21 protein-coding genes, 1 tRNA gene and 1 pseudogene are annotated in these 26,282 nt (G+C 62.9%); 15 read left to right on the top strand and 8 right to left on the bottom strand.

The annotated features are described in order from the left end of the window. From BW967_RS02080 to BW967_RS02070, 3 genes are all read right to left on the bottom strand, one after another. Positions 1-1,821 (bottom strand): ABC-F family ATP-binding cassette domain-containing protein, encoded by a 1,821-nt coding sequence (locus tag BW967_RS02080; protein WP_076483360.1) that lies wholly within the window; start codon positions 1,819-1,821, stop codon positions 1-3. Positions 1,822-1,880: 59 nt separating this feature from the next. Then, a complete protein-coding gene (locus BW967_RS02075) occupies positions 1,881-2,654 on the bottom strand; it encodes a GNAT family N-acetyltransferase (protein ID WP_076483359.1) in 774 nt (257 codons plus the stop codon). A 113-nt stretch (positions 2,655-2,767) separates the two neighbouring features. Beyond that, positions 2,768-3,244 (bottom strand): outer membrane protein assembly factor BamE, encoded by a 477-nt coding sequence (locus BW967_RS02070; protein WP_245826409.1) that lies wholly within the window; start codon positions 3,242-3,244, stop codon positions 2,768-2,770. A 143-nt stretch (positions 3,245-3,387) separates the two neighbouring features. Here BW967_RS02070 and BW967_RS02065 point away from each other — a divergent pair, with 143 nt between their 5' ends. From BW967_RS02065 to BW967_RS02025, 9 genes are all read left to right on the top strand, one after another. After that, entirely contained in the window at positions 3,388-3,966 is a 579-nt protein-coding gene (locus BW967_RS02065; protein ID WP_076483357.1) for a YceD family protein, read from the top strand. Positions 3,967-4,153: 187 nt separating this feature from the next. After that, on the top strand, positions 4,154-4,360 hold the full coding sequence (gene rpmF, locus BW967_RS02060) for a 50S ribosomal protein L32 (protein WP_076483356.1): 207 nt from the start codon (positions 4,154-4,156) through the stop codon (positions 4,358-4,360). A 14-nt stretch (positions 4,361-4,374) separates the two neighbouring features. Beyond that, positions 4,375-5,568 (top strand): phosphate acyltransferase PlsX, encoded by a 1,194-nt coding sequence (gene plsX / locus BW967_RS02055; RefSeq protein WP_258223547.1) that lies wholly within the window; start codon positions 4,375-4,377, stop codon positions 5,566-5,568. Beyond that, the gene (locus BW967_RS02050; protein ID WP_076483355.1) at positions 5,565-6,539 is read left to right on the top strand and encodes a beta-ketoacyl-ACP synthase III; all 975 of its coding nucleotides are present in this window, start codon (positions 5,565-5,567) and stop codon (positions 6,537-6,539) included. The genes plsX and BW967_RS02050 overlap by 4 nt, the downstream gene beginning before the upstream one ends. Before the next feature lie 159 nt (positions 6,540-6,698). Next, positions 6,699-7,001, top strand: a complete 303-nt coding sequence (ihfA, locus tag BW967_RS02045; protein ID WP_076483354.1) for an integration host factor subunit alpha — start codon at positions 6,699-6,701, stop codon at positions 6,999-7,001. Positions 7,002-7,075: 74 nt separating this feature from the next. Next, entirely contained in the window at positions 7,076-10,456 is a 3,381-nt protein-coding gene (locus BW967_RS18885; RefSeq protein WP_076483353.1) for a MerR family transcriptional regulator, read from the top strand. Positions 10,457-10,547: 91 nt separating this feature from the next. Continuing rightward, a tRNA-Pro gene (locus BW967_RS02035) sits at positions 10,548-10,625 on the top strand. Positions 10,626-10,696: 71 nt separating this feature from the next. Next, positions 10,697-11,773 carry a 2'-deoxycytidine 5'-triphosphate deaminase gene (locus BW967_RS02030; protein WP_076483352.1) on the top strand — a complete coding sequence of 359 codons (1,077 nt, stop codon included), beginning with the start codon at positions 10,697-10,699 and terminating at the stop codon, positions 11,771-11,773. A gap of 365 nt (positions 11,774-12,138) precedes the next feature. Then, positions 12,139-12,696 (top strand): nuclear transport factor 2 family protein, encoded by a 558-nt coding sequence (locus BW967_RS02025; RefSeq protein WP_076483351.1) that lies wholly within the window; start codon positions 12,139-12,141, stop codon positions 12,694-12,696. Between the two features lie 60 nt (positions 12,697-12,756). Here the strand turns inward: BW967_RS02025 and guaB are convergent, their stop codons facing one another. Then, positions 12,757-14,205, bottom strand: a complete 1,449-nt coding sequence (guaB, locus tag BW967_RS02020) for an IMP dehydrogenase (RefSeq protein ID WP_076483584.1) — start codon at positions 14,203-14,205, stop codon at positions 12,757-12,759. A gap of 68 nt (positions 14,206-14,273) precedes the next feature. Then, positions 14,274-15,254, bottom strand: a complete 981-nt coding sequence (locus BW967_RS02015; RefSeq protein WP_076483350.1) for a TDT family transporter — start codon at positions 15,252-15,254, stop codon at positions 14,274-14,276. A 94-nt stretch (positions 15,255-15,348) separates the two neighbouring features. Here BW967_RS02015 and speB point away from each other — a divergent pair, with 94 nt between their 5' ends. The 6 genes from speB (at position 15,349) to BW967_RS01985 (ending at position 21,121) form a co-directional block, all read left to right on the top strand. Further along, positions 15,349-16,314 carry an agmatinase gene (gene speB, locus BW967_RS02010; RefSeq protein ID WP_076483349.1) on the top strand — a complete coding sequence of 322 codons (966 nt, stop codon included), beginning with the start codon at positions 15,349-15,351 and terminating at the stop codon, positions 16,312-16,314. Positions 16,315-16,512: 198 nt separating this feature from the next. Next, positions 16,513-16,809 carry an FtsB family cell division protein gene (locus BW967_RS02005; protein WP_076483348.1) on the top strand — a complete coding sequence of 99 codons (297 nt, stop codon included), beginning with the start codon at positions 16,513-16,515 and terminating at the stop codon, positions 16,807-16,809. A gap of 131 nt (positions 16,810-16,940) precedes the next feature. Then, positions 16,941-17,945, top strand: coding sequence for a pyruvate dehydrogenase (acetyl-transferring) E1 component subunit alpha (gene pdhA, locus BW967_RS02000; RefSeq protein ID WP_076483347.1), 1,005 nt, complete (start codon positions 16,941-16,943; stop codon positions 17,943-17,945). Positions 17,946-17,955: 10 nt separating this feature from the next. Beyond that, positions 17,956-19,329 carry a pyruvate dehydrogenase complex E1 component subunit beta gene (locus tag BW967_RS01995; protein WP_076483346.1) on the top strand — a complete coding sequence of 458 codons (1,374 nt, stop codon included), beginning with the start codon at positions 17,956-17,958 and terminating at the stop codon, positions 19,327-19,329. Positions 19,330-19,340: 11 nt separating this feature from the next. Continuing rightward, a complete protein-coding gene (locus tag BW967_RS01990) occupies positions 19,341-20,648 on the top strand; it encodes a pyruvate dehydrogenase complex dihydrolipoamide acetyltransferase (protein WP_076483345.1) in 1,308 nt (435 codons plus the stop codon). Positions 20,649-20,785: 137 nt separating this feature from the next. Then, positions 20,786-21,121 (top strand): carboxymuconolactone decarboxylase family protein, encoded by a 336-nt coding sequence (locus BW967_RS01985; protein WP_076483344.1) that lies wholly within the window; start codon positions 20,786-20,788, stop codon positions 21,119-21,121. A gap of 62 nt (positions 21,122-21,183) precedes the next feature. On the opposite strand, the gene cysE is transcribed toward BW967_RS01985, so the two are convergent. The 3 genes and pseudogenes from cysE to BW967_RS01975 all read right to left on the bottom strand — a co-directional run bounded on the left by cysE (position 21,184) and on the right by BW967_RS01975 (position 26,282). After that, positions 21,184-22,002: a serine O-acetyltransferase gene (gene cysE / locus BW967_RS01980; RefSeq protein ID WP_076483583.1), complete on the bottom strand. Its 819-nt coding sequence runs from the start codon at positions 22,000-22,002 to the stop codon at positions 21,184-21,186. A 111-nt stretch (positions 22,003-22,113) separates the two neighbouring features. Next, positions 22,114-22,359 (bottom strand): annotated as a pseudogene (locus BW967_RS19130) (DUF7742 family protein); the annotation flags it as partial. Then, positions 22,359-26,282, bottom strand: coding sequence for a baseplate multidomain protein megatron (locus tag BW967_RS01975; protein WP_076483343.1), 3,924 nt, complete (start codon positions 26,280-26,282; stop codon positions 22,359-22,361). The pseudogene BW967_RS19130 and the gene BW967_RS01975, both read right to left, overlap by 1 nt.

The raw sequence follows: 26,282 nt of genomic DNA, 5'->3' as shown, positions 1-26,282 counted from the left end.
TCAACTGCCCGCCTTTTCCTCAAGCGTCAGCCATTCTTCCTCGGCGGCGCTGAGTGCGGCTTCGCGTTCGACCAGCATTTCTGAGGCTTTGGCGAATTTCACCGGCTCGCGGGTGAACAGATCAGCGTCGGAGAGCAGCTCATGCAGCTTGGCAATCTCGCGCTCAAGTTTCTCCATCACGCCGGGCAGTTCTTCCAGACGGTGCTTTTCGGTAAAGGTCAGGCCCGCTTTCTTGGGCGTGTCCTTCGGGGCCTCTTTCACCGCCTCCGCCTTTTTCGGCGCGGGTTTCGCGGCTTCGGGCGCGGGGGCGGTGAGCGCCTTTTGCGCCTGATAATCGGACCAGCCGCCCGCATAAACCGTGGCGCGGCCATCGCCTTCCATCGCGATGGTCGTGGAGGCCACCCGGTCGATAAAATCCCGGTCGTGGCTCACCAAAAGCACGGTGCCGTCATATTCGCCCAAGATGTCTTGCAACAGATCGAGCGTTTCCACATCGAGATCGTTCGTCGGCTCGTCGAGCACCAAAAGGTTCGACGGTTTCGCCATGATCCGGGCGAGCAAGAGCCGCGCGCGTTCGCCACCAGACAGCGAGCCAATCGGCGCGCGCGCCTGCGCCTCGTCAAAGAGAAAGTCCTTGAGGTAGCCCACCACGTGCTTTGGCGTGCCGCGCACCATCACCTGGTCAGAGCGGCCCGAGACGCGCATCTCCGGGTCATTGACCAACCCATCCCACAGCGTCATTTCAAAATCGAGCGCCGAGCGGGTCTGGTCAAAGACCGCCATTTCCAGATTGGTGCCCTGTTTCACCGTGCCCGCATCAGGCTCCAACTCGCCCGTGAGCATTTTCAAAAGCGTGGTTTTGCCCACGCCATTGGGGCCCACAAAAGCCACCCGGTCACCGCGCAAAACCCGCAGATCGAAGTTTTTCACAATCGGCTTCTCGGCAAAGCTTTTGGCAAGGCCCAACGCCTCGATCACCCGCTTACCGGATTGCTGGCCGCTTTCGAGTTCCATCGCAGCGGTGCCTTGGCGGCGGATTTGGCTCGCCCGTTCGGCGCGGAGCGCTTGCAGCGCGCGCACCCGGCCCATGTTGCGCTTGCGCCGCGCCGAAATCCCCTCAACCGCCCAACGCGCCTCGGCCTTGATCTTGCGGTCTAACTTGTGGCGGGCGTCATCTTCCGCAGACCAAGTTTCCTCGCGCCAATCCTCAAAATGCTCAAAGCCCTTTTCCATCCGGCGCACCTCGCCCCGGTCGATCCACAGAACGGCACGGGTCAAATGGCGCAAGAAGGCGCGGTCGTGGGAAATCAGCACATAGGCGGTGCGGGTGTCGCGCAGATAGTCCTCCAGCCAGCCGATGGCCTGAATATCAAGGTGGTTGGTAGGCTCGTCGAGCAGCATCAATTCCGGCCCTTCAGCGAGCAATTTCGCCAAAGCCGCGCGCCGCCGCTCACCGCCAGAGGCCGTGGAAACAGGCGCATCGGGGCGGAACTTCAACCCCTCGGCCACCATCTCGACCTTGTAACGCTCGCCCTCGGGCAGGCCAGAGGCGGCAAAATCACCCAAGGTCTCAAAGGCGCTCAGATCCGGCTCTTGTTCCATGTAGCCCACGCGCGTGCCCGTAGGCACCACGCGCGCACCGTGATCGGCCTCGATCAGCCCCGCCATCACCTTCATGAGGGTGGATTTGCCCGAGCCATTGCGGCCCACAAGGGCGACCCGATCCCCCTCCTGCACTGTGAGGTCAAGCCCGTCAAAGACAGGGTTGCCGCCAAAGGTGAGCGAGATCGACGAAAGCTGTAAAAGAGGTGCGCGTGCCATGTGCTTCCGCTAGCCGGGCCGCGCGCAAAGGTCAACGGGGATGGGGCGCTTGTGTTGTATCAGCCCGCCACCAGCCGCAGCGCGCGGGCGCGTGCGGGCGGGATCGCGCCGATCTCAAGCCCGGTGAAGACATGCAGCGTGCCCAGATCCTCATCCACGACCGCATGGTCGCTGACCCAACCGCCCATGCCCAAATAGCTGCGCAACAGCGGCGGCATTTTCAGCATGGCCAGTTTCGGGTCACCCTTGCGGCCCAAAAGCTGGCGCGCATAGCGGATCACCTTGGGGGCCTTCACCTGCACCCGCCAACGCCGCGGCGCAAGGTGACGCTCGGCCAAAAGCGCGAATGTATCGGTGTAGCTGTCAAAATCGGTGCTCAGAAACGACGAGCAGCCAAACAGCATCTCGATCCCTTCGGCATCGACAAAGCGCGTCACCGCCCCCCAAGCGAGGCGCAAAATATCCGGGTCGCGGCACGCAGGATCAATGCAGAAGCGGCCCATCTCGACCATTTTGCCGGGGTATTCCGACAAAGGCGTCAGGTCATAAAACTGTGCCGAATAGCTGCGCTCAAGCTCTGCGCCGTTTTCCAAGGGCATCAACCGGAAGCAACAAACCAATTGGCCCGAGCCGGTTTCCTCCACCAGCACATGGCGGCAATCGGCATCAAAGGCATCGACATCAAGCGCCGCCTGCGCCGCCCCGTCGCGGCCCCGATTGGCGATGAACGCCCGCCAGCGCAAAGCCTGCGCGGCCTGAACATCTTCGGGGGTCACGGCGAAACGGGCCGCATATCGGCCCCGGGCAAGAGAGAATTTCGACAGCGAGAACATGGGTGCTCCGGCAGGGAATCCTGGGCCCGATCTGGCCACAGCGTCGATACTCTACGGCACTTCCTTAACAGCGAAAAGACAGCGCGCTGCGACGCGGCAGCGCGCTTGTCAGATCAGTCGCCGACGATCTGGCCCGCAGACACGCGGCCCAGCGAACCGAGCAGTTCCCGCACAACGCTGATGCCTTTGATGCTGGATTTGGTCACGCGCCGCGACAGCACAACAACCTCGCCATCTTCCAGACCGAAGCGCTCGATATTGGAGACAACGCCCTTGTCGTCAAAGCTGACCGCGACAACCTCGCGTTCCACTTCCTGCGGCGCGCGCGCGCCGTAATGCTTCCAGCGCGAACCGACATAGAACCACCCTGCGCCTTGCAGCAGCCCTTTGGAGGCCGGGCGGCCAATCACATAGGCCACGTCTTGCTGGTTGCTTTTGCCGACCTCGATCTGGGCAAGGTCTTCTTCATTCGGCACATAGCCGTGATTGCGGTAAATCGCCGTGCAGCTTGCGGCCGCCAGCATGCCCACCAGAGCAATAGACAGGGCTATCTTCTTCGCCATACGCTGCGGTGCAACCGTGCTGCTCACCCTATCCCCCTTGCCTCATCTTCTCGGGCCTTTTATCCCGCTTACAACAGGACAGCCCGACCCTCAAGCGCCGTAACACCTTATGGCGCAAACGAGGCCCCAAATGGCCGACTGCCCCAGACCGCGAACGATCGGAGCTTGCGATGACCCATTCCCCGCCCCAGCCGCTTGATGAGCTGCCCTTCACGCATCCGTTGCGCGTGGCCGATCTGGCCGGACGCAAACCGACCCGGTTCAACATCACCGCCGAAGGCGAGACGCTCGCTGCCATTGCCACATGGGCCGATATCACCGCCGTCGAGGGGTTGCAGCTGAAGGGCACGCTCACCCCCCAAGGCCGCAACGATTGGCTGCTGGAGGCGCGGCTCACGGCCAAGGTGGTGCAGCCTTGCGTGGTAACGCTGGCCCCGGTGGTGACCGACATCAGCGAAGACCTGCGCCGCCATTACGTGGCGAATATGGAAGAGCCGACGGGCGAAGAAGTCGAAATGCCCGAAGACACCGATTCTGAGCCCCTGCCCGACCGCATCGACCTTGGCGCTGTCGCGCTCGAAGCGTTGGAACTGGCGCTGCCGCTTTACCCCCATGCCGAGGGCGCCGAAGGCACCGAGATGCGAGCCGCGCCTCCGAGTGCGGCCCCGATCCGCGACGAAGACACCCGCCCCTTTGCCAATCTCCGCGCGCTGATGGGCGGAAAATCGGACGAAAACACGCCAGAATAAGAGGCGATTTATCACCCTTGTCAGGCGCTCAAAAAAAGCCTGTAAAAAGGGCTTGCAACGCGCCGGAAACGCAGTATGTTCCCGGCCTCATTCGAGTTGAGGGTTCGCCCCCGGTCCGCCACAAGCAACCGTGACGAAACCCAAGGAAAATCAGGGCCATGCGCCCCGCAAAACCGAGGTTAGACACATGGCTGTCCCGCAGAACCGAGTCACGCGCTCCCGTCGTAACATGCGCCGCGCGCACGATGCCCTTACCGCCGCCAACCCGGCCGCTTGCCCGAACTGTGGCGAGCTGAAACGCCCGCACCACGTCTGTGGCGCTTGCGGCCACTACGATGACCGCGAAGTGGTGGCACAAGCCGCCGAGGTCGATCTGGACGACGACGCGGCGTAAGCCGCTTCCGCGCCATGGCCAATATGCCCGAACAGGAGCAAACCGCGGCCAACGCGCGGGATGACAAAGCGTCTAGCACCCAGCAAAAAGGCCGCGCCGCCGCGGCCACAGCGCCGGATTTTTCCGGCGCTTTTTCTTCTGGCGGCATCGTGATCTCCGTCGATGCGATGGGCGGAGATCGCGGACCTGCTGCGGTGCTTGACGGTGTCGCCCTTGCGGCCCGCGGTAACCCGAGCCTTCATTTCCTTGTGCATGGCCGCGAGGCAGAGCTTGTGCCTTTGGTGAAAGCGCGCAAGCTCAAGGATCGCGTGACGATCCGCCATGCCGAAGATGTGGTCACAATGCACGACAAGCCCTCGGCGGTGATGCGCTCGGGCAAAGGCACGTCGATGTGGTCCACCATCGAGGCGGTCCGCAACAAGGAAGCCCAAGTCGCCGTGTCTTGCGGCAATACCGGCGCGCTGATGGCGGTGTCGATGTTGCGGCTGCGCAAGATGCCCGGCGTCGACCGGCCTGCCATCGCCTCTTTCTGGCCGTCCAAGAACCCGTCGGGCTACAATGTCATGCTCGATATGGGGGCCGATGTCCGCGCCGATGCGGTCGACCTTCTGACCTATGCGCTGATGGGGGCCTCCTATGCCCGCAACGCGCTGGGGCTCACGCGTCCGCGTGTGGGGCTTTTGAATGTCGGCACCGAGGAACACAAAGGCAATGCCGAGCTGAAAGCCGCGCATGAGCTGATTACCGATGCCGCGCAAAATGGCGATTTCACCTTTGTGGGCTTTGTCGAAGGCAATGACCTGCCCGGCACCCGCGTCGATGTGATTGTGACCGATGGGTTCACCGGCAACATCGCGCTGAAGACCGGCGAAGGCACCGCGAAATTTGCTGGCGAATTGATGCGCGAGGCATTCACCTCGGGCATCATGGCGAAACTGGGCGCCTTCCTTGCGATGCGCGCGCTCAAAAAACTCAAGGCCAAGATCGATCCGCGCCGGGCCAATGGCGGGGTGTTCCTTGGTCTCAACGGCACGGTGGTCAAATCGCATGGCGGGGCCGATGGCACCGGCGTGGCGGCGGCCATCGACTTGGCTGCCCGTCTTGGTGGCCTTGGCTTCGTGGATCGGCTGGCGGCGCGGGTTGCCCTTGCGTCAGCGGCGGGGCAGGATAGCGCCAAGCATGAGGCAGGGGACGAGACAAAGAAATGACGATAAGAGCCGTGGTCCGGGGTGTTGGCCACTATTTGCCCGAACGCATTGTTGAAAACGCCGAGTTTGAAGCCACCCTTGAGACCACGGATGCTTGGATTCGCACCCGCACGGGGATCGAGCGGCGCCATTTCGCCGCCGAGGGGGAAACCACCTCGCAATTGGCGATCCATGCCGCCCGTGCCGCGCTGATTGATGCGGAAATGAAACCCGAGGATGTGGATGCGATCATCGTCGCCACCTCGACCCCGGATTTCACCTTCCCCTCTGTCGCGACGATGGTGCAGGCGGGCATCGGCTGCACCAATGCCTTTGCCTATGATGTGCAAGCGGTTTGTGCCGGCTTTGTCTTTGCGCTGGCCAATGCCAATGGGCTGATCGTGTCGGGCCAAGCACAGCGTGTGCTGGTGATTGGCGCCGAGACGTTTTCGCGGATCATGGATTGGGAAGATCGCGGCACCTGTGTGCTTTTTGGCGATGGCGCGGGCGCGCTGATCTTGGAAGCCGCACAAGGCACGGGCACGGTGCATGATCGGGGGATTCTCTCGACCGATCTGCATTCCGATGGCCGTCACCGCGAGTTGCTTTACGTCGATGGTGGGGTTTCCACCAATGGCAAAGCCGGGCATCTGCGGATGCAGGGCAATGCAGTCTTCAAACATGCCGTGCAGAAGCTTTCCGACACCGCCCATAAAGCGCTCGCCAAGCTCGATATGACCGGCGATGACGTGGATTGGATCGTGCCGCATCAGGCGAACCTGCGCATCATCTCGGCCACCGCCGAACGCATGGGCGTGCCGATGGAGCGCGTGGTGGTCACGGTGCAAGATCACGGCAACACCTCGGCGGCCTCGATCCCGCTTGCGCTTTCTGTTGGGCGCGACCGTGGACAGGTCAAAACCGGCGATCTGATCGTGACCGAAGCGATCGGCGGCGGGCTGGCCTGGGGCGCAGTGGCGCTGCGCTGGTAACCATTTGCGCGATCTGGGCTGGTGGGAATCACCCGCCAACAGGTGCAAAAGGTTAGGAACACAGAAAAACACCGTCTTAACAGCGTCCCGCAAGTCATTGATATTGACTCGCGATTAGGTTGCGCCCATCGTGATCAAAATCACTCCGGGGGGATTGAGATGTCGGAAAAGACTCTTACGCGCATGGATCTGAGTGAAGCTGTGTTCCGTGAAGTGGGGCTCAGCCGCAACGAATCCGCACAGCTTGTGGAAAGCGTGCTGCAACATATGTCCGACGCGCTGGTGCGCGGCGAGACGGTGAAAATCTCGTCTTTCGGCACCTTCTCGGTGCGCGATAAGGCGTCGCGCATGGGGCGCAACCCGAAAACCGGCGAAGAGGTTCCGATCTCGCCCCGCCGCGTGCTTTCGTTCCGTCCCTCGCATCTGATGAAAGACCGCGTGGCCGACGGCAACGCGAGGTAAACGAGCACGAGCCCGGTCGGGGCATAACAAAAACCCGCCCCGACAAGGACCCCAGAAAGGGATGAACGCGGCCGATGACCAAGTCTGCCGAGGCCTTCCGTACGATTTCTGAAGTTTCCGAACTTCTAGACACGCCCACCCATGTGCTGCGGTTTTGGGAAACCAAATTCTCCCAAATCAAACCCGTCAAGCGCGCTGGTGGGCGACGCTATTACAGGCCCAATGATGTCGCGCTGATCGCGGGCATCAAACATATGCTACAAGTCGACGGCCTCGCGATCAAAGAGGCGCAAGCCACCCTGCGCAAGCGCGGGGTGAAAGCGGTGACCGCACACGGCCATGAACTGGTCGATGGCGCCGCCGCACCGGAAGAGACTGTGACGGAAACGGCGGCTGACAACACCGCCGCGATTGAAACGGTCGCCGAGGCGGTCGCCGCACCGCTGCAAGAAGGTGCAGAAGAAGCGCCGTTTGAAGGGCTTGAGACCCTAGAAAACTCGCCAGAAGAGAATACCGCCCCCGCGCAGGAAACGGCGTCGGTTGCGCCTGAAACGCCTGAAGATCAAGAACTTGACCAGCTACAAGCGGCACCCGAGAGCCTTGCACTTGATGATGGCGCAGAAACCACTGCGGAGGCCGCGGCCTTTGACGCGGCAGCGGACACGATCCCTGAAGCGGCCACGGAACCCGATATCGCCGTGCTCGATGCCCCTGCCCCCTTTGAAGCCCCGGCGGAAGCCTTCGCACCCGCGCAGGCACCTGACGCGGATGACACGCTGGAAGCGCCGGTTGAGAACCTTTTTGTCGAGGCCGAAGAATCGCCCTTCGCACCGCAGGATGTGACGCCTGAAGCCGAGGAAAGCCTTGCGGCAGAACACGAGGATGAGGCCCCATCGCTTCCAGAAGAAGACGTAGAAGATGCGGCTTCTGAGGTTTCTGAAATCGAAGACTCAGCGCCCTTCGATGCGCAAACGCCCCCTGTCACCACCGACGAAGCTGAAGTCCTTCCGCCGCAAGATGCCTCCGAACCCGAGGCAGATGCGCCCGAACTCAGCCCAGAAGAAGCCCAAGCGATTGCCGAGGCACAGGCAGCGCTGGAGATGGCACGGGCAGAAGCCGCCGCTGTGCGCGCGGAACTGAAACGCCTGCGCGCCGAGGCTGAGGCGATCCGCGCCGCCGCCCGCGCCGCACAAGACGCCCCCGCCGCAGAAATGCCCCCGCCGCTTCTGGACCCGACACTGGCATTGGGCCGAACGGAGGATCCCGAGGCCGAGGCGGAGGCGCTGGAAACCACTGGCGAGCCTATAGAGGCGGAAACCGAAGATCCGCCCGAGATGGTGGCGCCCGCGCCAAAACCCGATGCGTTCGGCTTTGAGGCGGTGCTGTCCGAGATTGTCGCCGAAGCGGTGGCCGAGGCGCTTTTGGAAGCAAGCCTTGAGCAACCTCTGGCGGTGCCCGAGACGCAGGCCGAGGACACGGAGCCCCCCGAAGAAGACACGCCGATTGCGCCCATCTTGGATGAGGTCGACTCTGAAGATTTGGCGGCTGAGCCGCTTGAAGATTCGCACCTTGAGGCGCCCGAAGAGCAAGAAATTGCTTTCAACGCCCCCGATGGCGAAGCCTCCCCTGTTCTTGCGGACATGGATCTCGATCCCGAGCCTGCGGAAGACGCGCTAACCGAGGAAGAAGCCGCCTCCCCCGAGCCGCAAGATACCGCCTTTGATCTGGTCTTTGGCCGCATGCCCGCGCTGGAAGCCGAGGCTGAGGAAGTCGCGGAAGAGGCGGCACCGGAAGAGGATGAAGCCGCGCAGGACGCGCTGACCGACGCCGAAACCACAGTCGAAACCGAAGTCGAAATCGCTGCGACGCAGGAGCTGCTGACGGAGGCCGAGGAAGCAGCCGCTTTCACAGAAGAAGCGCCCGCAGAAGCGGAGCCGCTGGCCGATGCGGCCTTTGCGACCGCGCCGCCGCTTGAAGACATCGCGCCCCGGGAAGCAAGCACCGCACCGGACGAGGGACTTGCCTCGGAAGCGGGTACCGCGCCCTTCGACGCGCCCGCGCTCGACACTTTGCCGGAACGGACGGAGGTCGAAGTCGCAGAAGAAGACGCCGCGCCAGAAGCCAAACCGGTTGCCGAGGAAGAGGAAGCACCGACGGAGGATGCAGCCTGTGCTGCTGAAGTACCCGTTGAGCCTCTCGCTCCGGTCTCAGAAGAAACGGCCCCCGAGGAAGAAGAGGCCCCGCCGCCACTTGTCTTTTCGCGCGCCGCGCGCACTCCGGTGCCAGAGCCTGCGCCCGAGCCGGAACCGGTCCCCGATTTCGTGTTTCGCCGTCCGCGCCCGGCGGAGCCTTTGCCCGAGCTGACCGCCGCGCTGGAAACGACAGAACCTGCGGAGGGTGTTGAAGAAGCGGCCACAGCCGATGACGCCGCGCAGGAAGACGCGCCTGTTTCGGAACCCATTGCCGAACTGGACGCGTTTGAAGACCCCGAAGCACTTGGAGCGGAAGACGAAATCGCAGAGCTTGCCGCGCTAGATGCGCAGGAAGAGGCTCTCACGGCGCCCGAGCCCGAGGTCAGCGCTGAAGAGCTAAGCGCACCGGAACCAGACGCCGCGCCCTTTATCGACGCCGCGCCAGAACCCGTGGCCGACTTGCCGCCCGAACCAGAGGCAGAGGCAGAGGCAGAGGCAGAGGCAGAGGACCCTGAACCCGCGCTGGATGACAGCGCCTATTCCTTTGTCGCCCCGCGTGGCCCGCGCCATCATCCGGTGGAAGCGCCCGAACCCGAGCAAGTGCAAGCCGCGCCCAAGGCGACGCAGGAATGGCATCAGCCTTCCCTCTTTGACTATTTCCCGCCGGAACCGCCCGAGCCAGAGCTTCTGATTGAAGAGGAACTGGAACCAGAGCCAGATCAAAGCTTTATCGCGGAAGACCCAGCCCCCGAACCCGAGCCAGAACCCGAAGACGCGCTTGAAGCGGATGCGCGTGACTTTGCGGTGCTGCCTGAACCGGACCCGGAGCCCGAAGACGCGCCGCTTGAAGCGCAGCCCGAACCGCTTGAGGACATGGGTGCAGAGCCGCAACCCGACGCGTTTGACGACGCGCCCAGCCCCCTGCCCCCGGTCGAGCCCTTCGCGGCGATCATCGAAGCGCTGACGCCTGCGCAAGAACCGCCAGAACCGGCCGAAGTGCTGCCGCCCCCGCCCGACCCGCTTGAGCGTGTGGTGAGCTTGATTCTGAGTGGCACCGCGCCGCTCAACCAAGCGATTCCCACCGCAGGGCAAATCGACCCAAGCGTGAACCCCTTGGGCGCGCTCAAAGAAGGGCTGGGCCAGTTTGCACCGACGATGCTGTCGCCCATCGAACGGATGCGGCTCTTGTCGTCGCATGATCGACTGATGGCGCTGCAAGCGCGGCTGGCGCAGCCGCCCCGCCCGCCCCCGGCGCGCCGCTAAGCATGGCCGCCGCGCTCCGCCCCAACTTGGCGCAAAAAGTTGCGTTTTCGCGCTTGCGCCCGGCGGCCCAATGGCTCTATATGCGCCTCGTCGGGCCGTGGCGCAGCCTGGTTAGCGCGTCCGTCTGGGGGGCGGAAGGTCGAGAGTTCGAATCTCTCCGGCCCGACCAACCGAACAACGCCCACTCCTTCGGGAGTGGGCGTTCGCATATCCGCCGTGTCCATTTTACGGGGTATTGAGATGCAGGGTGTTCTTCCCGATAGCGCATTGCGCGCGATGATTGAGCGCGGCGAAATTGCCGCCGATACCCCCGTGATCCCCGAACAGATCCAACCCGCCAGCCTTGATTTGCGGCTCGGCCGCGTGGCTTACCGCATCCGCGCCTCATTCCTTGCGGGCAAGGGCGAGCGGGTCGAGACAAAGCTGGCAGATTTTGAAATGCACCGGATGGAGCTTTCAGACGGCGCTGTGCTCGAAAAGGGCTGCGTCTATCTGGTGCCCCTGATGGAAAGTCTGAACCTGCCGATGGGCCTTACGGCGGTCTCAAACGCGAAAAGCTCGACCGGGCGGCTGGATTTGCTCACGCGCGTTATCACCGATGGCGGCAGCGAGTTTGACCGCATCCCCGAGGGCTATAGCGGCCCGCTTTATGCCGAGATTTGTCCGCGATCGTTTTCGGTGCTGGTGCGGCCCGGCATGCGGCTCAACCAAATCCGCTTCCGCGCGGGCCAAGCCGCGCTTTCAGATGCCGAATTGAAGGCGCTCCATAGCGCCGAGCCATTGGTGAGTGGCGAAGCGGTGATTGACCACGGCTTGGGCTTCTCGGTCGATCTGCGGCCCGAGACAGGCGATCTGGTGGGCTACCGCGCCAAGCCCCACACCGGGGTGATTGATCTGGATCGGATCGCGCATTACCCGGCCTCGGATTTTTGGGAAGAAATCCGCTCGCGCGATGGGCGGATCATCCTCGACCCCGGCGCGTTCTACATTTTGGTCAGCCGCGAGGCGGTAGTAATCCCGCCCGATTTCGCCGCGGAAATGGCGCCTTACCTCGCAATGGTCGGCGAGTTCCGCGTCCATTACGCCGGCTTCTTTGACCCCGGCTTTGGCCACGGCGCAGCAGGCGGCGAAGGCGCGCGCGGCGTGCTGGAAGTGCGCTGCCACGAGGCGCCTTTTGTGCTGGAACACGGCCAAGTCGTCGGGCGACTGGTCTATGAGCGCATGGCCGACCGCCCCGAACGCCTTTACGGTGCAGGCATTGCCTCGAACTACCAAGGCCAAGGGCTCAAACTCGCCAAACATTTTCGGAATGGGTGAGCGGCGCCCGGACAAGGCTCCGTTGTAGCCTTGTCAGCCGCGAACGCCCGAGCACGCCTGCGAGGGCTGGCCGGATGCGCCCGAGCAAACTTGCGAGCGCCGGATGCGCGTTTCGCGGAACGCTCGCCGAGATCAAAGCGCGCCAGGGGCCTTGCCCCCCTCTTGCCCTGACGGGCCATTCACCCCCCAGGATATTTGCACAAAGTCGAAGGGGCTAAGGTCTCTTGCGCTGCGAATGTGGCTTGCCCTCATTAGGAATAAATTCGGCGAAGTCATTCCCGGCCTTCGTCATTTTATGCGTCAAAATCTCCCGCTATCTGAGGCTGCACAGACATAAGGCAAGACGCCTTACAGGAGATAAGACCATGAAAATCAAAGCCATTCTCGCGGCCACCGCCGCGGCTTTCATCACCACAGCCGCCGCTGCGCAAGACAATGCCGCCGCCACTGCGGCTTTCGCCGAACTGGCCGCCCGCCAAGCCGATGATGCGCGGATCGCCCACAACCTTGATACGTTCGACACGCTCGATTTTGACGTTTTCACCGGGCAAAAATGGGACCGCCTGCATGAAAGCCATGCTGCAAACATCAAAGTGCACCTGCCCGATGGCACGGTGACCGAAGGCATCGAACCCCATATCGACTACCTGAAATATTTCTTCACCTTCGCCCCCGACACCCGGATTGAACAGCACCCGGTGAAGATCGGCCAAGGCGAATGGACGGGCGTTGTGGGCGTGATTGAAGGCACCTTCTCCGCACCGATGCAGCTTGCCGATGGCAGCGTGATCGAGCCCACGGGCAAAGCCTACAAGCTGACGATGGCGACGGTCGGTCACTGGACCGAAGCGGGCGTGATGGATGAAGAATATCTGTTTTGGGACAATGCCGAATTCTACCGCCAAATTGGGCTTGGCCAATAAGCACGCGCCAAACAAAAAGGCCGGGGACCACCCCGGCCTTTTCACAACTCTCAACCCCGATCAGCCGATCCGGTAGTTCGGGCTTTCGCGGGTGATCTGCACGTCATGGACGTGGCTTTCTTTCAGACCCGCGCCGGTGATACGCACGAATTCGCAATTGCCGCGCATCGAGGCCACAGTGGCGTGCCCGGTGTAGCCCATCGCCGCGCGCAGACCGCCGACCATTTGGTGCAGCACCGCCGCGACCGGGCCTTTGTAGGGCACCTGCCCCTCGATCCCCTCGGGAACAAGCTTGTCCGAGGCCGCATCTTTTTGGAAATAGCGATCCGCCGAGCCGCGCGCCATTGCGCCAAGCGAGCCCATGCCACGGTAGGATTTATACGAGCGGCCTTGATAGAGGATCACCTCGCCCGGGCTTTCATCGGTGCCCGCAATGGCGGAGCCGACCATCGCACAGCTGGCGCCCGCCGCAATCGCTTTGGCGAAATCGCCCGAATATTTGATCCCGCCATCGGCGATGATCGGAATATCGCCCGCGCCGGAGCAAGCATCCATGATCGCGGTCAGCTGCGGCACACCCACGCCCGCCACGATCCGCGTGGTGCAGATCGAGCCGGGGCCGATGCCCACTTTCACCGCATCCGCGCCCGCGCCGATCAGCGCCTTGGTGGCCTCGGCGGTGGCGACGTTGCCGGCCACCACTTGCACGGCAGCGTTATAGGCTTTGACCCGCTCCACCGCTTTCGCCACGCCTTCGGAGTGACCATGCGCGGTGTCGATCACGATCAGATCACAGCCCGCATCAATCAGCGCACAGGAGCGTTCATAACCCGCATCCCCCACGGTCGAGGCTGCCGCCACGCGCAGACGGCCTTTTTCGTCCTTGCACGCCAGCGGGTGCAGCACCGATTGCTCGCTGTCTTTGAGGGTCAAAAGCCCCGTCAGCTTGCCTTCGGCATTGACGACCAAAAGCTTTTCGATCCGGCGCGCTTTCATCAGGCTCATCGCCTCGTCGCGGTCGGCGGGTTCGTGCAGCATGGCGAGGTTATCCGCCGTCATCATTGCATGCACCGGGGTCGCCGCATCGGTGGCAAAGCGCATGTCACGGTTGGTGACAATGCCCACCACCTTGCCCGCCGCATCCACCACCGGGAAGCCCGACACTTTGAACCGCTCGCGCAGCGCCATCGCATCGGCCAGCGTTTGTTCGGGCGTGAGCGTGATCGGGTTGTAAACGATACCCGATTCAAACCGCTTCACCCGGCGCACTTCGTCGGATTGCTGTTCAACATTGAGGTTGCGGTGAATCACACCCATGCCGCCCGCCTGCGCGAGCGCAATCGCCATACTCGATTCCGTCACCGTATCCATCGCAGAGGACAGAAGCGGAATGTTTAGGCGGATCGACTTGGTCACCTGCGTGGAGACATCAGCCTCCGAAGGCAGCACGCTGGAAGCGGCCGGAACAAGAAGCACGTCATCGAAGGTGAGGGCCTCGCGAATCTGCATGGGGGTCTCCATCGGCAGGGAACGGTTGGCACGTCCCTGTTTCATGGAGTGCGCCCCGATGCAACCCCTCAGGCAACAGACGCGCCGGTTTTCGCCGCAAGTTGCCCCTTCGCCCACATTTGGAAGATGCGGTAAGCGATCGGCAAGATCGCCAGCGTCGCGGCCACCAGCATCGCCGCCCCCGCCAAACGCCACGGCCCGCCAAGGCTAAGCCAGAGGCTGGCGGTGGCCGCCATCGGGAAGGTCAGCGCCCCCCAGAACGGCGAGAACCCCGCTTTCAAAAGCCAAAGCGCGCGCGCAAGGAAGATAACGAGCAGCGCCCCCGTAATGATCCCAAACACCTGCGCCAGCGCTGTGCCGCCAAGACTTGCCGCCGTGGTGCCAATCACCGCCGCCGGGGCAAGATGAATGGCCAAAAGCGGGCGCAAAGGCGCGGGCACGCTTTCGCGCGCGAATTGCTGCAAAGAAATCGTCCAAATCACCACGGCGATGACCAACGCGAGCCAGAAAAGCCCGGTGGCGAGCAAGGTGTAGCCCAACCCCGCCGCCGCCATGGCCGCCACGATCCAGCCTGAGAAGCTCAGGTGCCACGCAGGCGTCACCCGGCGCTGCTCTGGCGGGCCTTTGATCAGCGTGATGATCAACGCCACCGTCAGCACCAGATGCGCCACCACGCCCACGAAAAACAGCCCCTGCCCAAAGAGCAGCGCATAAGGCGCGGTGGCAGCCGCCAGCAGATATAGGCACAGCACCGCCGCCGAAAGCCCCGCACGGCCGGGCAGGATCTTCAAATCCTCCATCGCCGCGCCGGGGCGCTGCGCGAGCTTTGCGCCGTAAGTCAGCAAAGCAAAAAGAGAAAAAAGCGTCACCGCGCCAATCAAAATATCGGGCACAGCGGCAGGCAGATCAAAAGCCACCGCCCCTTTGCGCCATGCCAGCGCGAGCCCCAAAAGCCCCAGAGTGGGCGGGAAAATCGCCGGGGGCGTGCGCCGCCATAGCCCTTTGGGCGCGGCATTGGGGGGCATCAAATTGGGCGGAACCGGGGCCATTGTCTTTCCTTCTCCTCACTCCACCGCAGCAACTTGCATTATTTCGCAACAAAGGAAAAGCTCGTCCCACCACCACAGGGAACGGAGCAAAAAAATGACAAAACATGGCTATGAAACGGGGCGGCTCAACCTGCCCTTTGTCGGCATTTCGACCTTCGGCAAACGCCCTTACGTTGAAGATTGGTCGAAGATCCAGGCCGATGTCGCGGTGATGGGCGCGCCCTTTGACTTTGGCACCCAGTTCCGCGCAGGCGCCCGCTTCGGCCCGCGCGCGGTGCGCGAAGCCTCAACGCTCTTTTCCTTCGGTCATGCCGGCGCCTATGACCATGAAGATGATGCGACCTATCTGCCCGAAAGCGTGCGGATTGTGGATATTGGCGATGCCGATATCGTCCACACCGATACCGAGGCGAGCCATGCGAATATTGAGGCGGGCGTGCGCGCCATGCTCAAAGCGGGCGCGCTTCCGGTGGTGATTGGCGGGGATCACTCGGTCAACATCCCCTGCATCCGCGCCTTTGACGACCAAGAGCCGATCCATATTTTGCAGATTGATGCACATCTGGATTTTGTCGATGTGCGCCACGGCGTCCGCCACGGCCACGGCAACCCGATGCGCCGCGCGGCGGAAAAGGGCTATGTCACCGGCATCACCGCGCTTGGCATCCGCAACGTGTCTTCGACCGCGAAAGACGGCTATGATGCGGCGCGCGAGATGGGCGATGATATCTTGAGCGTGCGGCAGGTCCGCAAGCTCGGCACCGAAGGCGTGCTTGAGCGGCTGCCGAAAGGCGCGCGGATTTACGTCACCATCGACATTGATGGCTTCTGCCCCTCCATCGCGCCGGGCACCGGCACGCCCTCGCATGGCGGGTTCCTCTACTACGAAGTGCTCGAAATCTTGCAAGGCGTCGCCCAAAATCACGACGTGGTGGGGATCGATCTGGTCGAGGTCGCGCCGGATTATGACCCCTCTGGCGGCACGCAGATCTTGGCCGCGCAGGTGCTTTTGAATTTCTTGGGCTTCATCTTCCACGCGCGGGAGCAACGCGCCGGGTAAGGGGAGCGCTTCGGCTTAGCCAAAGCGGACCGGTGGGGGGCGCGGCCCCCCTCTTGCCCTGATGGGCAATCACACGCCGCCGCGACGCTTCGCGCGCACACAAAAACGCATCATATCCTTAATGGGGATTCACACCGCGATTCGTTTGTGGCATTCTGCACCGCAACACCCGGCAGAGGTGAACGCACGAGGCAGAGTATGTTTCCTAAAGGTCCGAAGGTTTTCCCTTTCGTCTATTATTCTTTGGCCGCCTTCTTGGCGATCAACTTTGCCTTTGCCGCAACGCAGGGGCCGAACGGCATTTTCCGCCGCGTGCAGTTGGATGCCGATATCACCAAGGCCGAGGCCGAACGCGACGCGCTGCTGGAAGAGCACGCCCGCATGGCCAATCTGACCCGTCGCCTGTCCGACGATTATCTTGATCTCGATCTGCTTGATGAGCGCGCACGCGAAATTCTGGGCACGCTGCGCGCTGATGAGATCGTGATCCGCTAAGCTTTCCCAACGCTTCCCGCGCCCTAACTCTCGCACTGCGGGCCTTTGTCGCATGCGTCATTGCATCTGCGTCCGCTTTGGAGTATGTGATGGTTTAACGTTGAACTATCACGAAAACGGGAGGCTGTCCGATGGCGACACGCAAGACCCCCGAGACCCCGGCGCCCAAGCGCCCGAATGTCTCGAAGGAAGAATTGCTGCAATATTACCGTGACATGCTGCTGATCCGCCGGTTCGAAGAAAAGGCCGGTCAGCTTTATGGCATGGGGCTCATCGGCGGCTTTTGCCACCTTTACATCGGGCAAGAAGCGGTCGTTGTCGGCCTCGAAGCCGCCGCGAAAGAGGGCGATAAGCGCATCACCTCCTACCGCGACCATGGCCATATGCTGGCTTGCGGCATGGACCCCAAAGGCGTGATGGCCGAACTCACCGGCCGCGAGGGCGGGCTGTCCAAAGGCAAGGGCGGCTCGATGCATATGTTCTCGAAAGAGAAGCATTTCTACGGCGGCCACGGCATTGTCGGCGCGCAAGTGCCGCTTGGCGCGGGTCTGGCTTTTGCCGATAAATACCTTGGCAACGACAATGTCACCTTCGCCTATTTCGGCGATGGCGCGGCAAACCAAGGCCAGGTGTATGAAACCTTCAACATGGCCGCTTTGTGGAAGCTTCCGGTGATTTTCGTCATCGAAAACAACCAATATGCGATGGGCACGGCGCAAAAACGCTCTACCTCCACGCCGGATATCTACACCCGTGGCGCCGCTTTCGGCATTCCGGGCGAGGTGGTCGATGGGATGGATGTGCTTGCCGTGAAAGCGGCGAGCGAAAAAGCCGTGGCGCACTGCCGCGCGGGCGATGGCCCCTATATCCTCGAGGTCAAAACCTACCGCTACCGTGGCCACTCCATGTCTGACCCGGCGAAATACCGGAGCCGCGAAGAAGTGCAAAAAATGCGCGACGAGCGCGATGCCATTGAAAACGTGCGCGAATTGCTGCTTTCGGGCGGTCATGCCACCGATGATGATCTCAAGTCGATCGACCGGGAGATCAAAGCGGTGGTGAACGATTCCGCCGAATTCGCCAAAACGAGCCCCGAGCCCGCGCTTGACGAGCTCTGGACTGACATCACCGCGTGAGGAACGACTTATGGCAACCGAAGTTTTGATGCCCGCCCTTTCGCCGACGATGGAAGAAGGCACGCTCGCCAAATGGCTGGTGAAAGAGGGCGACACCGTCACCTCTGGCCAGATCATCGCCGAGATCGAGACCGATAAGGCGACGATGGAATTTGAAGCGGTGGACGAGGGCACCGTGGGCAAACTGCTCGTGGCCGAAGGCGCCTCGGGTGTGAAGGTGAACACGCCGATCATGGTGCTGGTGGAAGAGGGCGAAAGCGCCGATGCGCTGCCCGCCGCCAAAGCCGAAGCTGCGCCCGCCCCGCAAGCCGATACCCCTGCCCCAGCCAGCGCCCCCGCCCAAGCCGCCGCGCCGGTTGAAATCGTCTCCAAGGCCAGCGCCGATTGGCCCGAAGGCACCGAGATGAAAACCATGTCGGTCCGCGAGGCGCTCCGCGAAGCGATGGCGGAGGAAATGCGCGCCGATGAGACCGTCTTCTTGATGGGCGAAGAGGTGGGCGAATACCAAGGCGCTTACAAAGTCAGCCAAGGGCTGCTTGATGAATTCGGCGCGAAACGCGTGCTCGATACGCCGATCACCGAACATGGCTTCACCGGCATTGGCGTCGGCGCGGCCTTTGGCGGCCTGCGCCCGATTGTCGAGTTCATGACCTTCAACTTCGCCATGCAGGCGATGGACCAGATCATTAACTCCGCCGCGAAAACGCTTTACATGTCGGGCGGGCAAATGGGTTGCCCGATCGTGTTCCGGGGTGCCAACGGCGCCGCCGCGCGCGTTGCCGCCCAGCACAGCCAAGATTATGCCGCATGGTTTGCGCAAATTCCGGGGATGCGGGTGGTGATGCCCTATTCCGCCGCCGATGCGAAGGGTCTGTTGAAAACCGCGATCCGCGACCCGAACCCGGTCATCTTCCTTGAAAACGAAATCCTCTATGGCCGCTCATTTGAAGTGCCGGTGCTCGATGATTTCACCATCCCCTTCGGCAAAGCCCGGATCTGGCGCGAAGGCACAGACGTGACGCTCGTCAGCTTCGGCATCGGCATGGCGCATGCGCTCGCCGCCGCCGACAAACTGGCCGAGGAAGGCATCTCCGCCGAGGTGATCGACCTGCGCACCCTGCGCCCGATTGATTACGACACGGTCCTTGCTTCGGTGATGAAAACCAACCGCTGCGTCACCGTGGAAGAGGGCTGGCCCGTCGCCAGCATCGGCAACCACCTCAGTGCCGTGATCATGGAACGCGCGTTTGATTATCTCGACGCGCCGGTGATCAACTGCACCGGGAAAGACGTGCCGATGCCCTATGCGGCAAACCTCGAAAAACTGGCGCTCGTCACCTCCGATGAGGTTGTCGCCGCTGCCAAACGCGTCTGCTACCGCTAAGGGAGGGCAAAATGGCCATTGAAATCCTAATGCCCGCGCTGTCCCCCACGATGGAGGAAGGCACGCTCGCCAAATGGCTGGTGAAAGAGGGTGACGAGGTCACCTCGGGCCAAATCATCGCCGAAATCGAAACCGATAAGGCGACGATGGAATTTGAAGCGGTGGATGAAGGCACAATCGGCAAATTGCTGGTGGCCGAGGGCACGGCGGGCGTGAAAGTGAACGCCCCGATCGCTGTGCTTTTGGAAGAGGGTGACAGCGCCGATGCACTGCCCGCCGCTGCCAGCGCCACTCCGGCAGAAGCCGAACCGATGCCCGCGTTCCTTGATGCGCCCACGCCCGCCAAGGCAGAGGCCCCGGCAGCCCCCAAAGCCGCCAGCGGTGCACGCATCTTTGCCTCGCCGCTCGCCCGCCGCATTGCCGCCGACAAAGGCTTGGATCTTGCCAGCCTCACCGGCTCCGGCCCGCATGGCCGGATCGTGAAAGCCGATGTCGAGGCCGCCAGCGCTGCGCCCAAAGCCGCCGCCCCGGTGGCCCAAAGCACCGCTGCCGCCCCCGCAGCCCCGGCAGCAGCCCCCGCCCCAGCGCCGGTCTCCGCGAGCGCCGTGGCAAAGCTATACGAAGGCCGGGAGTTCACCGAAATCCCGCTCGATGGGATGCGCAAAACCATCGCCGCACGGCTCACCGAGGCCAAGCAAACGATCCCGCATTTCTACCTTCGCCGCGAGGTGAAACTGGATGCGCTGCTCGCCTTCCGTGGCCAAATCAACGACCAACTCAGCCCCCGTGGCGTGAAGCTTTCGGTCAATGATTTCATCATCAAAGCCTGCGCGCTTGCGCTGCAAACCGTGCCCGCTGCCAATGCCGTTTGGGCCGGTGACCGGGTCTTGCAGATGAAAGCGTCTGATGTGGCCGTGGCCGTGGCAATTGAGGGCGGTCTTTTCACCCCGGTGCTCAAAGACGCCGAGATGAAGCCGCTCAGCCAATTGTCCAACGAGATGAAAGACCTCGCCAAACGCGCGCGTGACCGCAAGCTGGCCCCGCAGGAATATCAAGGCGGCAGCTTCGCCATTTCCAACCTCGGCATGATGGGGATCGAGAATTTCGACGCCGTCATCAACCCGCCGCATGGCGCGATCTTGGCCGTGGGTGCGGGCGTGAAAAAGCCGGTTGTTGGCAAAGATGGTCAGATCGAAGTGGCAACGATGATGTCGCTCACGCTTTCGGTCGATCACCGGGTGATTGATGGCGCGCTTGGGGCCGAACTTCTGGCCGCGATTGTCAGCAATCTCGAACACCCGATGGCGATGCTGGCCTAAGCCGACAAACCCACCAAAAACGATCAGAAAAGCCCCCCAAGCGGGGGCTTTTTGCGTCAGGTCAAGGCAAAAACCTGTGCCGCGCGCTAGCCCAAAGGCGGGGGAAAACCCCGGTTCTGACATGCAAAGGACAGATCATGGACTGGCATAACGAGCTCGACACCATCCGCGCCGAGATGGCCGATTACAACGCCAAGCAACCCGCCTCGCAAAAGGGCTTTGGCATCTTGCATCACGAAGCGCTGGCCGAAGGCGCGCTTTCCACCAAGCAAAAAGAACTGATCTCGCTCGCCATCGGCATCGCCCGGCAATGCTCATATTGCATCGGGCTGCATGCCCAAGCCTGCATCGCCGCAGGTGCCACCCGCGAAGAGGTCGAAGAAACCGTCAATGTCTCGGTGCTGATGGGCGGCGGCCCGTCGCTCATGTATGGGCTCAAGGCGCTTGAAGCCTATGACCAGCTTAAGGGCTAAACACCCTTCCCTGCCTTCAAAACCCTAAGCACCTCGCCCCGGCCCCGCCGGGGCGACAGCCCTTATCCTTCGCAATCGCAGCCGCGCAGACGTTGGTCCATCTCAACCGACGGATGCTCGCAGCCCGCCTCGCCCACGATCTTCGCAGGCACGCCCGCCACGGTCTTGCAGCACGGCACATCGGCCAGCACCACAGACCCCGCCGCGATCCGCGAATTGTCGCCGACGCGAATATTGCCCAGCACCTTCGCGCCCGCGCCAATCAGCACGCCATTGCCAATTTTCGGGTGGCGATCTTGGTCTTCCTTACCCGTGCCGCCCAAAGTCACCGAATGCAGCATTGAGACATCATCGCCCACAACTGCGGTTTCCCCGATCACAATCGAATGGGCATGGTCAATCATCACGCCCCGCCCAATCCGCGCGGCGGGGTGAATATCCACCCCAAACATTTCCGAGGTACGCATCTGCACGAAAAACGCCATATCCGTGCGCCCCGAACGCCACAGCCAATGCGCAATCCGGTAGCTTTGCAACGCCTGATAGCCCTTGAAGAACAAGATCGGCTGGATGAAGCGATGGCAGGCCGGGTCACGGTCATACACGGCGACCAAATCCGCCCGCGCCGCCTGCCCCAGCGTTGGGTCAGAGCTATAGGCCTCATCGGCGATCTCGCGCAAAATCTGCTCGCTCATCTCGCCCGAGGCAAGCTTGAGCGAGAACCGAAACGCCAAGGCCCGCTCGAAACTGGGATGGTGCAACAGCCCGGCATGGATCAGCGCGCCCAATAGCGGCTCATTGCGCACCGCATCCTCTGCCTCTTCGCAGATCTGCGTCCAAACCGGGTCAACGGCGGCAACTTTGGCATGGGTCTTGGCCATAGGCGGCTCCTTCGCTTCGGACGATCCTATCACATAGGTCTCGCCCCAGATAGGGGAAGGGCGCGGCAGGTTAAACCCCCGCCGACGCCATACCTGTATTGCAGCAAGCACCATACCAAGCGCTTCAAGCCGCCACCCGTCGTAATAGCGCGGATGGTAAAGCGGCTCACATCGCGCCCGCCCGCCCAGCGCACCATTGCCCCAAGCGGGATGCAGCTTTCCCAAGCGCTTACGATAGAGATCCGCGGCATGCGCCTGCTCCAACCAGCACGCCAAAGTCTCGCTTTGTCGCGCGGGCGCCACCAGCACCACGGCCCGCGCCGCAGCCATCAGATCATCGATCAAAATCGCGCGCATCACCCGCCCACGGTGATCTGCGCCGCCAGCCCCGGCCCGTAACTGTCCGAAATTTGCGCGACCGAAACCGCAAACGCGCCCGCAACCCCATCCGCTACCTGAAGCGCGCTCGGATAGGTCCAAGCAGCCTCCCCCAAGGTCACCTCCCGCTTGATCGCCCCATCGTGCACCACGCGCAGCAAATACAACTCCTGCGCCTCGCCCAAGGGCACCTCATAGCCCGCCCAGCTATCCCCATCGACACGGGTGCGGCGCACCCAAGTGAAGCCCCAGCCCGCCGCTGCGGCGTCAGCACGCAAATGGCACGGGCTGAGGGGCCGCAGCCCAGCGCCCGTAAAGGCCTCCACTCGGTGGGTGTAAGACGGGTCATCATAGGGCCGCGCAGCCGATCCAATCCGGTAGTGCCGCGCCAAACCCCGGGCCGAGGGCGCAAGGCTAATCTGTTCCGGTGCGCCATCGAGCAGCACCACAACGCTCCCCTCGGGCCAGACCTCGGGCATCAGCGCATCGGTGCCCAACTGCCCACGTAAGCGCTGCGAAATCTCCCACACGCCTTCGGCCACCGGCACGGCCTCGGCAAATTGCAACAACTCCCAATTGTCAGACGTGCCATCGCCAATCGCCATCAGGTTCGCACCATTGAGCACGCCTTCCAGCGCAGCATTTTCGAGTGCCCCCGTCGCCAACTTCACCCGCAAAGGCGCGCCCCGATCCAAAAGCCCCGGCGCGGCGCGATGCAGCGGCGAAAGGCTCTGCCCCAAGACCGCGCGCGCAGAAAGCGTGGTGTTGAGCGTATAACCCGCATCCTCTTGCCCGGCATAGACCGCCACAGTACCGGGCCAAGGCACCGCAGACACGGCCAAATGCGGGGCGATCGGGTCTTCATCCCCGCGCATCAAAGGCAGGTCCAGAAACACCGCCCCCACCGGCACCGGCGCAGCAAAGGGGGCCAGCACGGCCCCCTCCTCCGCCTCATCACCGGGGGTGTAAACGCCTGGCTCCACCCGCACCGCCTCCACCTCCAGCGCCCCCGCGCGTTCCACCCGGTCGAGCCGATAGCGCCGCGCCCCTTCGGGCAGATCGAGCGTCACCACATCCCCCGGCCCCAGATGCGCGAGCGACAGCGGCAAGGCAAACCGCGCCGTATCGCGCGCCACCCGCGCTTCAGACAGCCACCGCTGCGCCAGCCCCTGTGCCTCCGCCCGCGTCAATGCCAGCGGCAATTCAGAGCCCGTGGCCGCGCCGCCCGCTTCATCAGGGAAAATCGCCTCCACCGCGCGGGCCTCAAAATCGCCATCGGCCTCCACATAGGCCAGCCGTACCCGCCCCGCGATTTCCGCCTGTGCCGCGCGGATGGTTTCCACGCTTCTATCACTCTCGCCCAGCGCCAAATGATCAGGGGTCAATGTCGCAACGCTCTTGCCATCGCGCATCGCAAACACCAACTGCCCATCGCGCTCCACCGCTTCCACCCCATACCCCAGCATCAGTGCTTGCAGCCCCGCACGCCCGGTCTCGCCCTCTCCCATCGTGAAACCGCGCACCAGCCCGTAAAGCTTGGCCACATCTACGGCCTCGATCCCGGCTGTGGCGCAAATCTCCCCCACCACCGCCGCCAAAGGCTGAGAAACGGCCCGCCCCGAAATCCAATGCCCGCGCGCGTAGTTCTCCCCATCCGCCCACAAATCACTGCGCGCCGGAAACTGCGGCCAAGGCCGCGCATCCCACGCCCAAACATGGGCGCGCGCCATATCCACCATCGGCCCGCCATAAAGCTCTGACACCGGGTTGCGCGCCGCATCCCCCAAATAGCCCAAGATCGCGCGCAGATATTGCATCTGGATCAACTCATCCCGCCGCCCATCCGAAAAATAAGGCACCCCACTTTCCGAACTTTTCGGGTCCAAAAACACATTGGGCTGGTTCGTGCCCTTATCAACGGCGGCACACCCAAATTCGGTGAACCAAATCGGCTTGGAACGCGGCACCCAAGCGGTGGGCGTCGCAGCCCTTACACCCCCCACCCGCTCATAATGCGCCTTGTCCCAAAAGCTGCGGATGTCTTTCGCCCGCCAAATCCACGGTTCCTCCTGCGCGCCATCGGTAATCGGCGTGCGGATCTGCGCCGCGCGATGCGCCTCCCCTGCGTAATACCAATCATAAAGCTCACCGCCCTCGATATTGGCGCGCAAGTAATCCAGATTGTAAATCGCCCCCCAATCGGCATCGGCATGCTCTTCACCATCCCGCCAATCCGACAGCGGCAGGTAATTGTCGATCCCGATGAAATCGATGTTGTCATCGGCCCAAAGCGCATCAAGCTGAAAGAACCGATCCCCATTGCCCGTCGCATAGCCCGCATATTCCGACCAATCCGCCGCATAGCTGATCTTGCAATCAGGCCCCAAAACCGCGCGTACCTCAGCGGCCAGCGCAATAAGCTGCTCCACCGCCGGGAAGCTGTTTACCTCCCCCCGCACCCGCGTCAGCGCAACCAGTTCAGAGCCAATGCAAAACGCCTCCACCCCGCCTACCAAGGCGCATAAATGCGCGTAATGCAGCACAAAGCGGCGCAGGCCCCAATCCTCGGCCCCGGTGTAAACCACCTCCCCGCCACTTACCGCAAAATCACCCGCCCGCGCCGCGCCAAAAAACGCCGCCACCTGCGCCGTCGCGTCTTCGCTGCCATCGGGCGAGCCATCGCGTTCGGGGGCCACGTTCAGCGTGATCCGCCCGCGCCACGGCAAAGCAGGCTGGCCAAGCGTACCCGTATAGGGGTTGGGCAAACGGTTCCCCGCCAACTGATCCATCAAGATAAACGGGTAAAACGTCACCGCCTGCCCCGCCGCCTTCAGCGCCGCAATCGCCTGCAAGACCGAGGCATCGGCAGGCGTGCCCCCATAGACCGAGTTGCCCGCCTCATCGCGTGGCACCAACGCCGCCGTCGTACGCGTCTCCCCCGCCACGCGCCACGGCATATTGGTGCCATCACGCTCCGCCGCCGTTACCTTGGGGCGCAGCCTGCACGCCCCACAGCGCAGGTCAGAGCCAAACCAACTCACCACCAAAGACACCGCCTGACAGGCCGGAAGCTCTTCCCCCAGCCGCTCTAACGACTGGGCGAAATCACTCCCGCCCCCCGGCGCGCTTTGGTTCGCCACCTCGTGTGCCACACCATCCACAAAAGACGCCCCAGAACTCAGGTAAACGGGCTCCGTCGCCAGCGCATATTCCCCCGTGCCGGGGATCAAGGCCACCGCCTGCACGCCCCGCGTCAAATCGGGCACATCCCCCAGCGCCGACCCTTGCGCGGCCCGCACCACCTCAAAGGTGAATTGCGGCACCCGATTGCCATAGGGGCCAAGCGCCAGATCCTCGATCACCACATAAGCAATGCCGCGATAGGCCGGCGCTTTCTCCGCCCCCTCGACGGCGGCAATCTTCGGGTCGGGCAGTTGATCCTCACCCCCGGTGTAAATGCGTAGGTTCAGGCTATCGCGCGCGATCTCGCTGCCATCGGCCCAAATCCGGCCGACGCGCAAAATCTCCCCCTCGCATAGTGCCAGCGCAAGGCTCACCGAATAGCTGTAACCGGTCGTGGTGCTGCGCGGGCTGCCCTTGCCGGATTTCTGCACCGTCGCGGTTTCCGCAAACCGCGTGGCCCAAATCACCTGCCCCGCCACCCGCATCCGGCCCCAAAGCCGCCCCACCGGCGCACCCTCGCTCGCGCTCGTCAGCCGCAACCGCTCCACCCGACCCGTCTCGACCGCTTGCGAACCCGCCCCCAGCAAGCGCTGGTCAATCACCCGCCCCAGCGTCGCCCCCACCGCACGCCCAATCACCGCGCCCGAAAGCCCCAACACAGAACCGCCAAAGCCCGCGCCCAGCGCCGCCCCCGCCGCGCCCAAAACCAATGTCGCCAT

It is taken from the genome of Rhodobacter aestuarii, assembly GCF_900156655.1.
Taxonomy (GTDB): domain Bacteria; phylum Pseudomonadota; class Alphaproteobacteria; order Rhodobacterales; family Rhodobacteraceae; genus Rhodobacter; species Rhodobacter aestuarii.
Note: the sequence above shows the minus strand (reverse complement) of the source record. Positions and strands in the feature narration are given on the sequence as shown.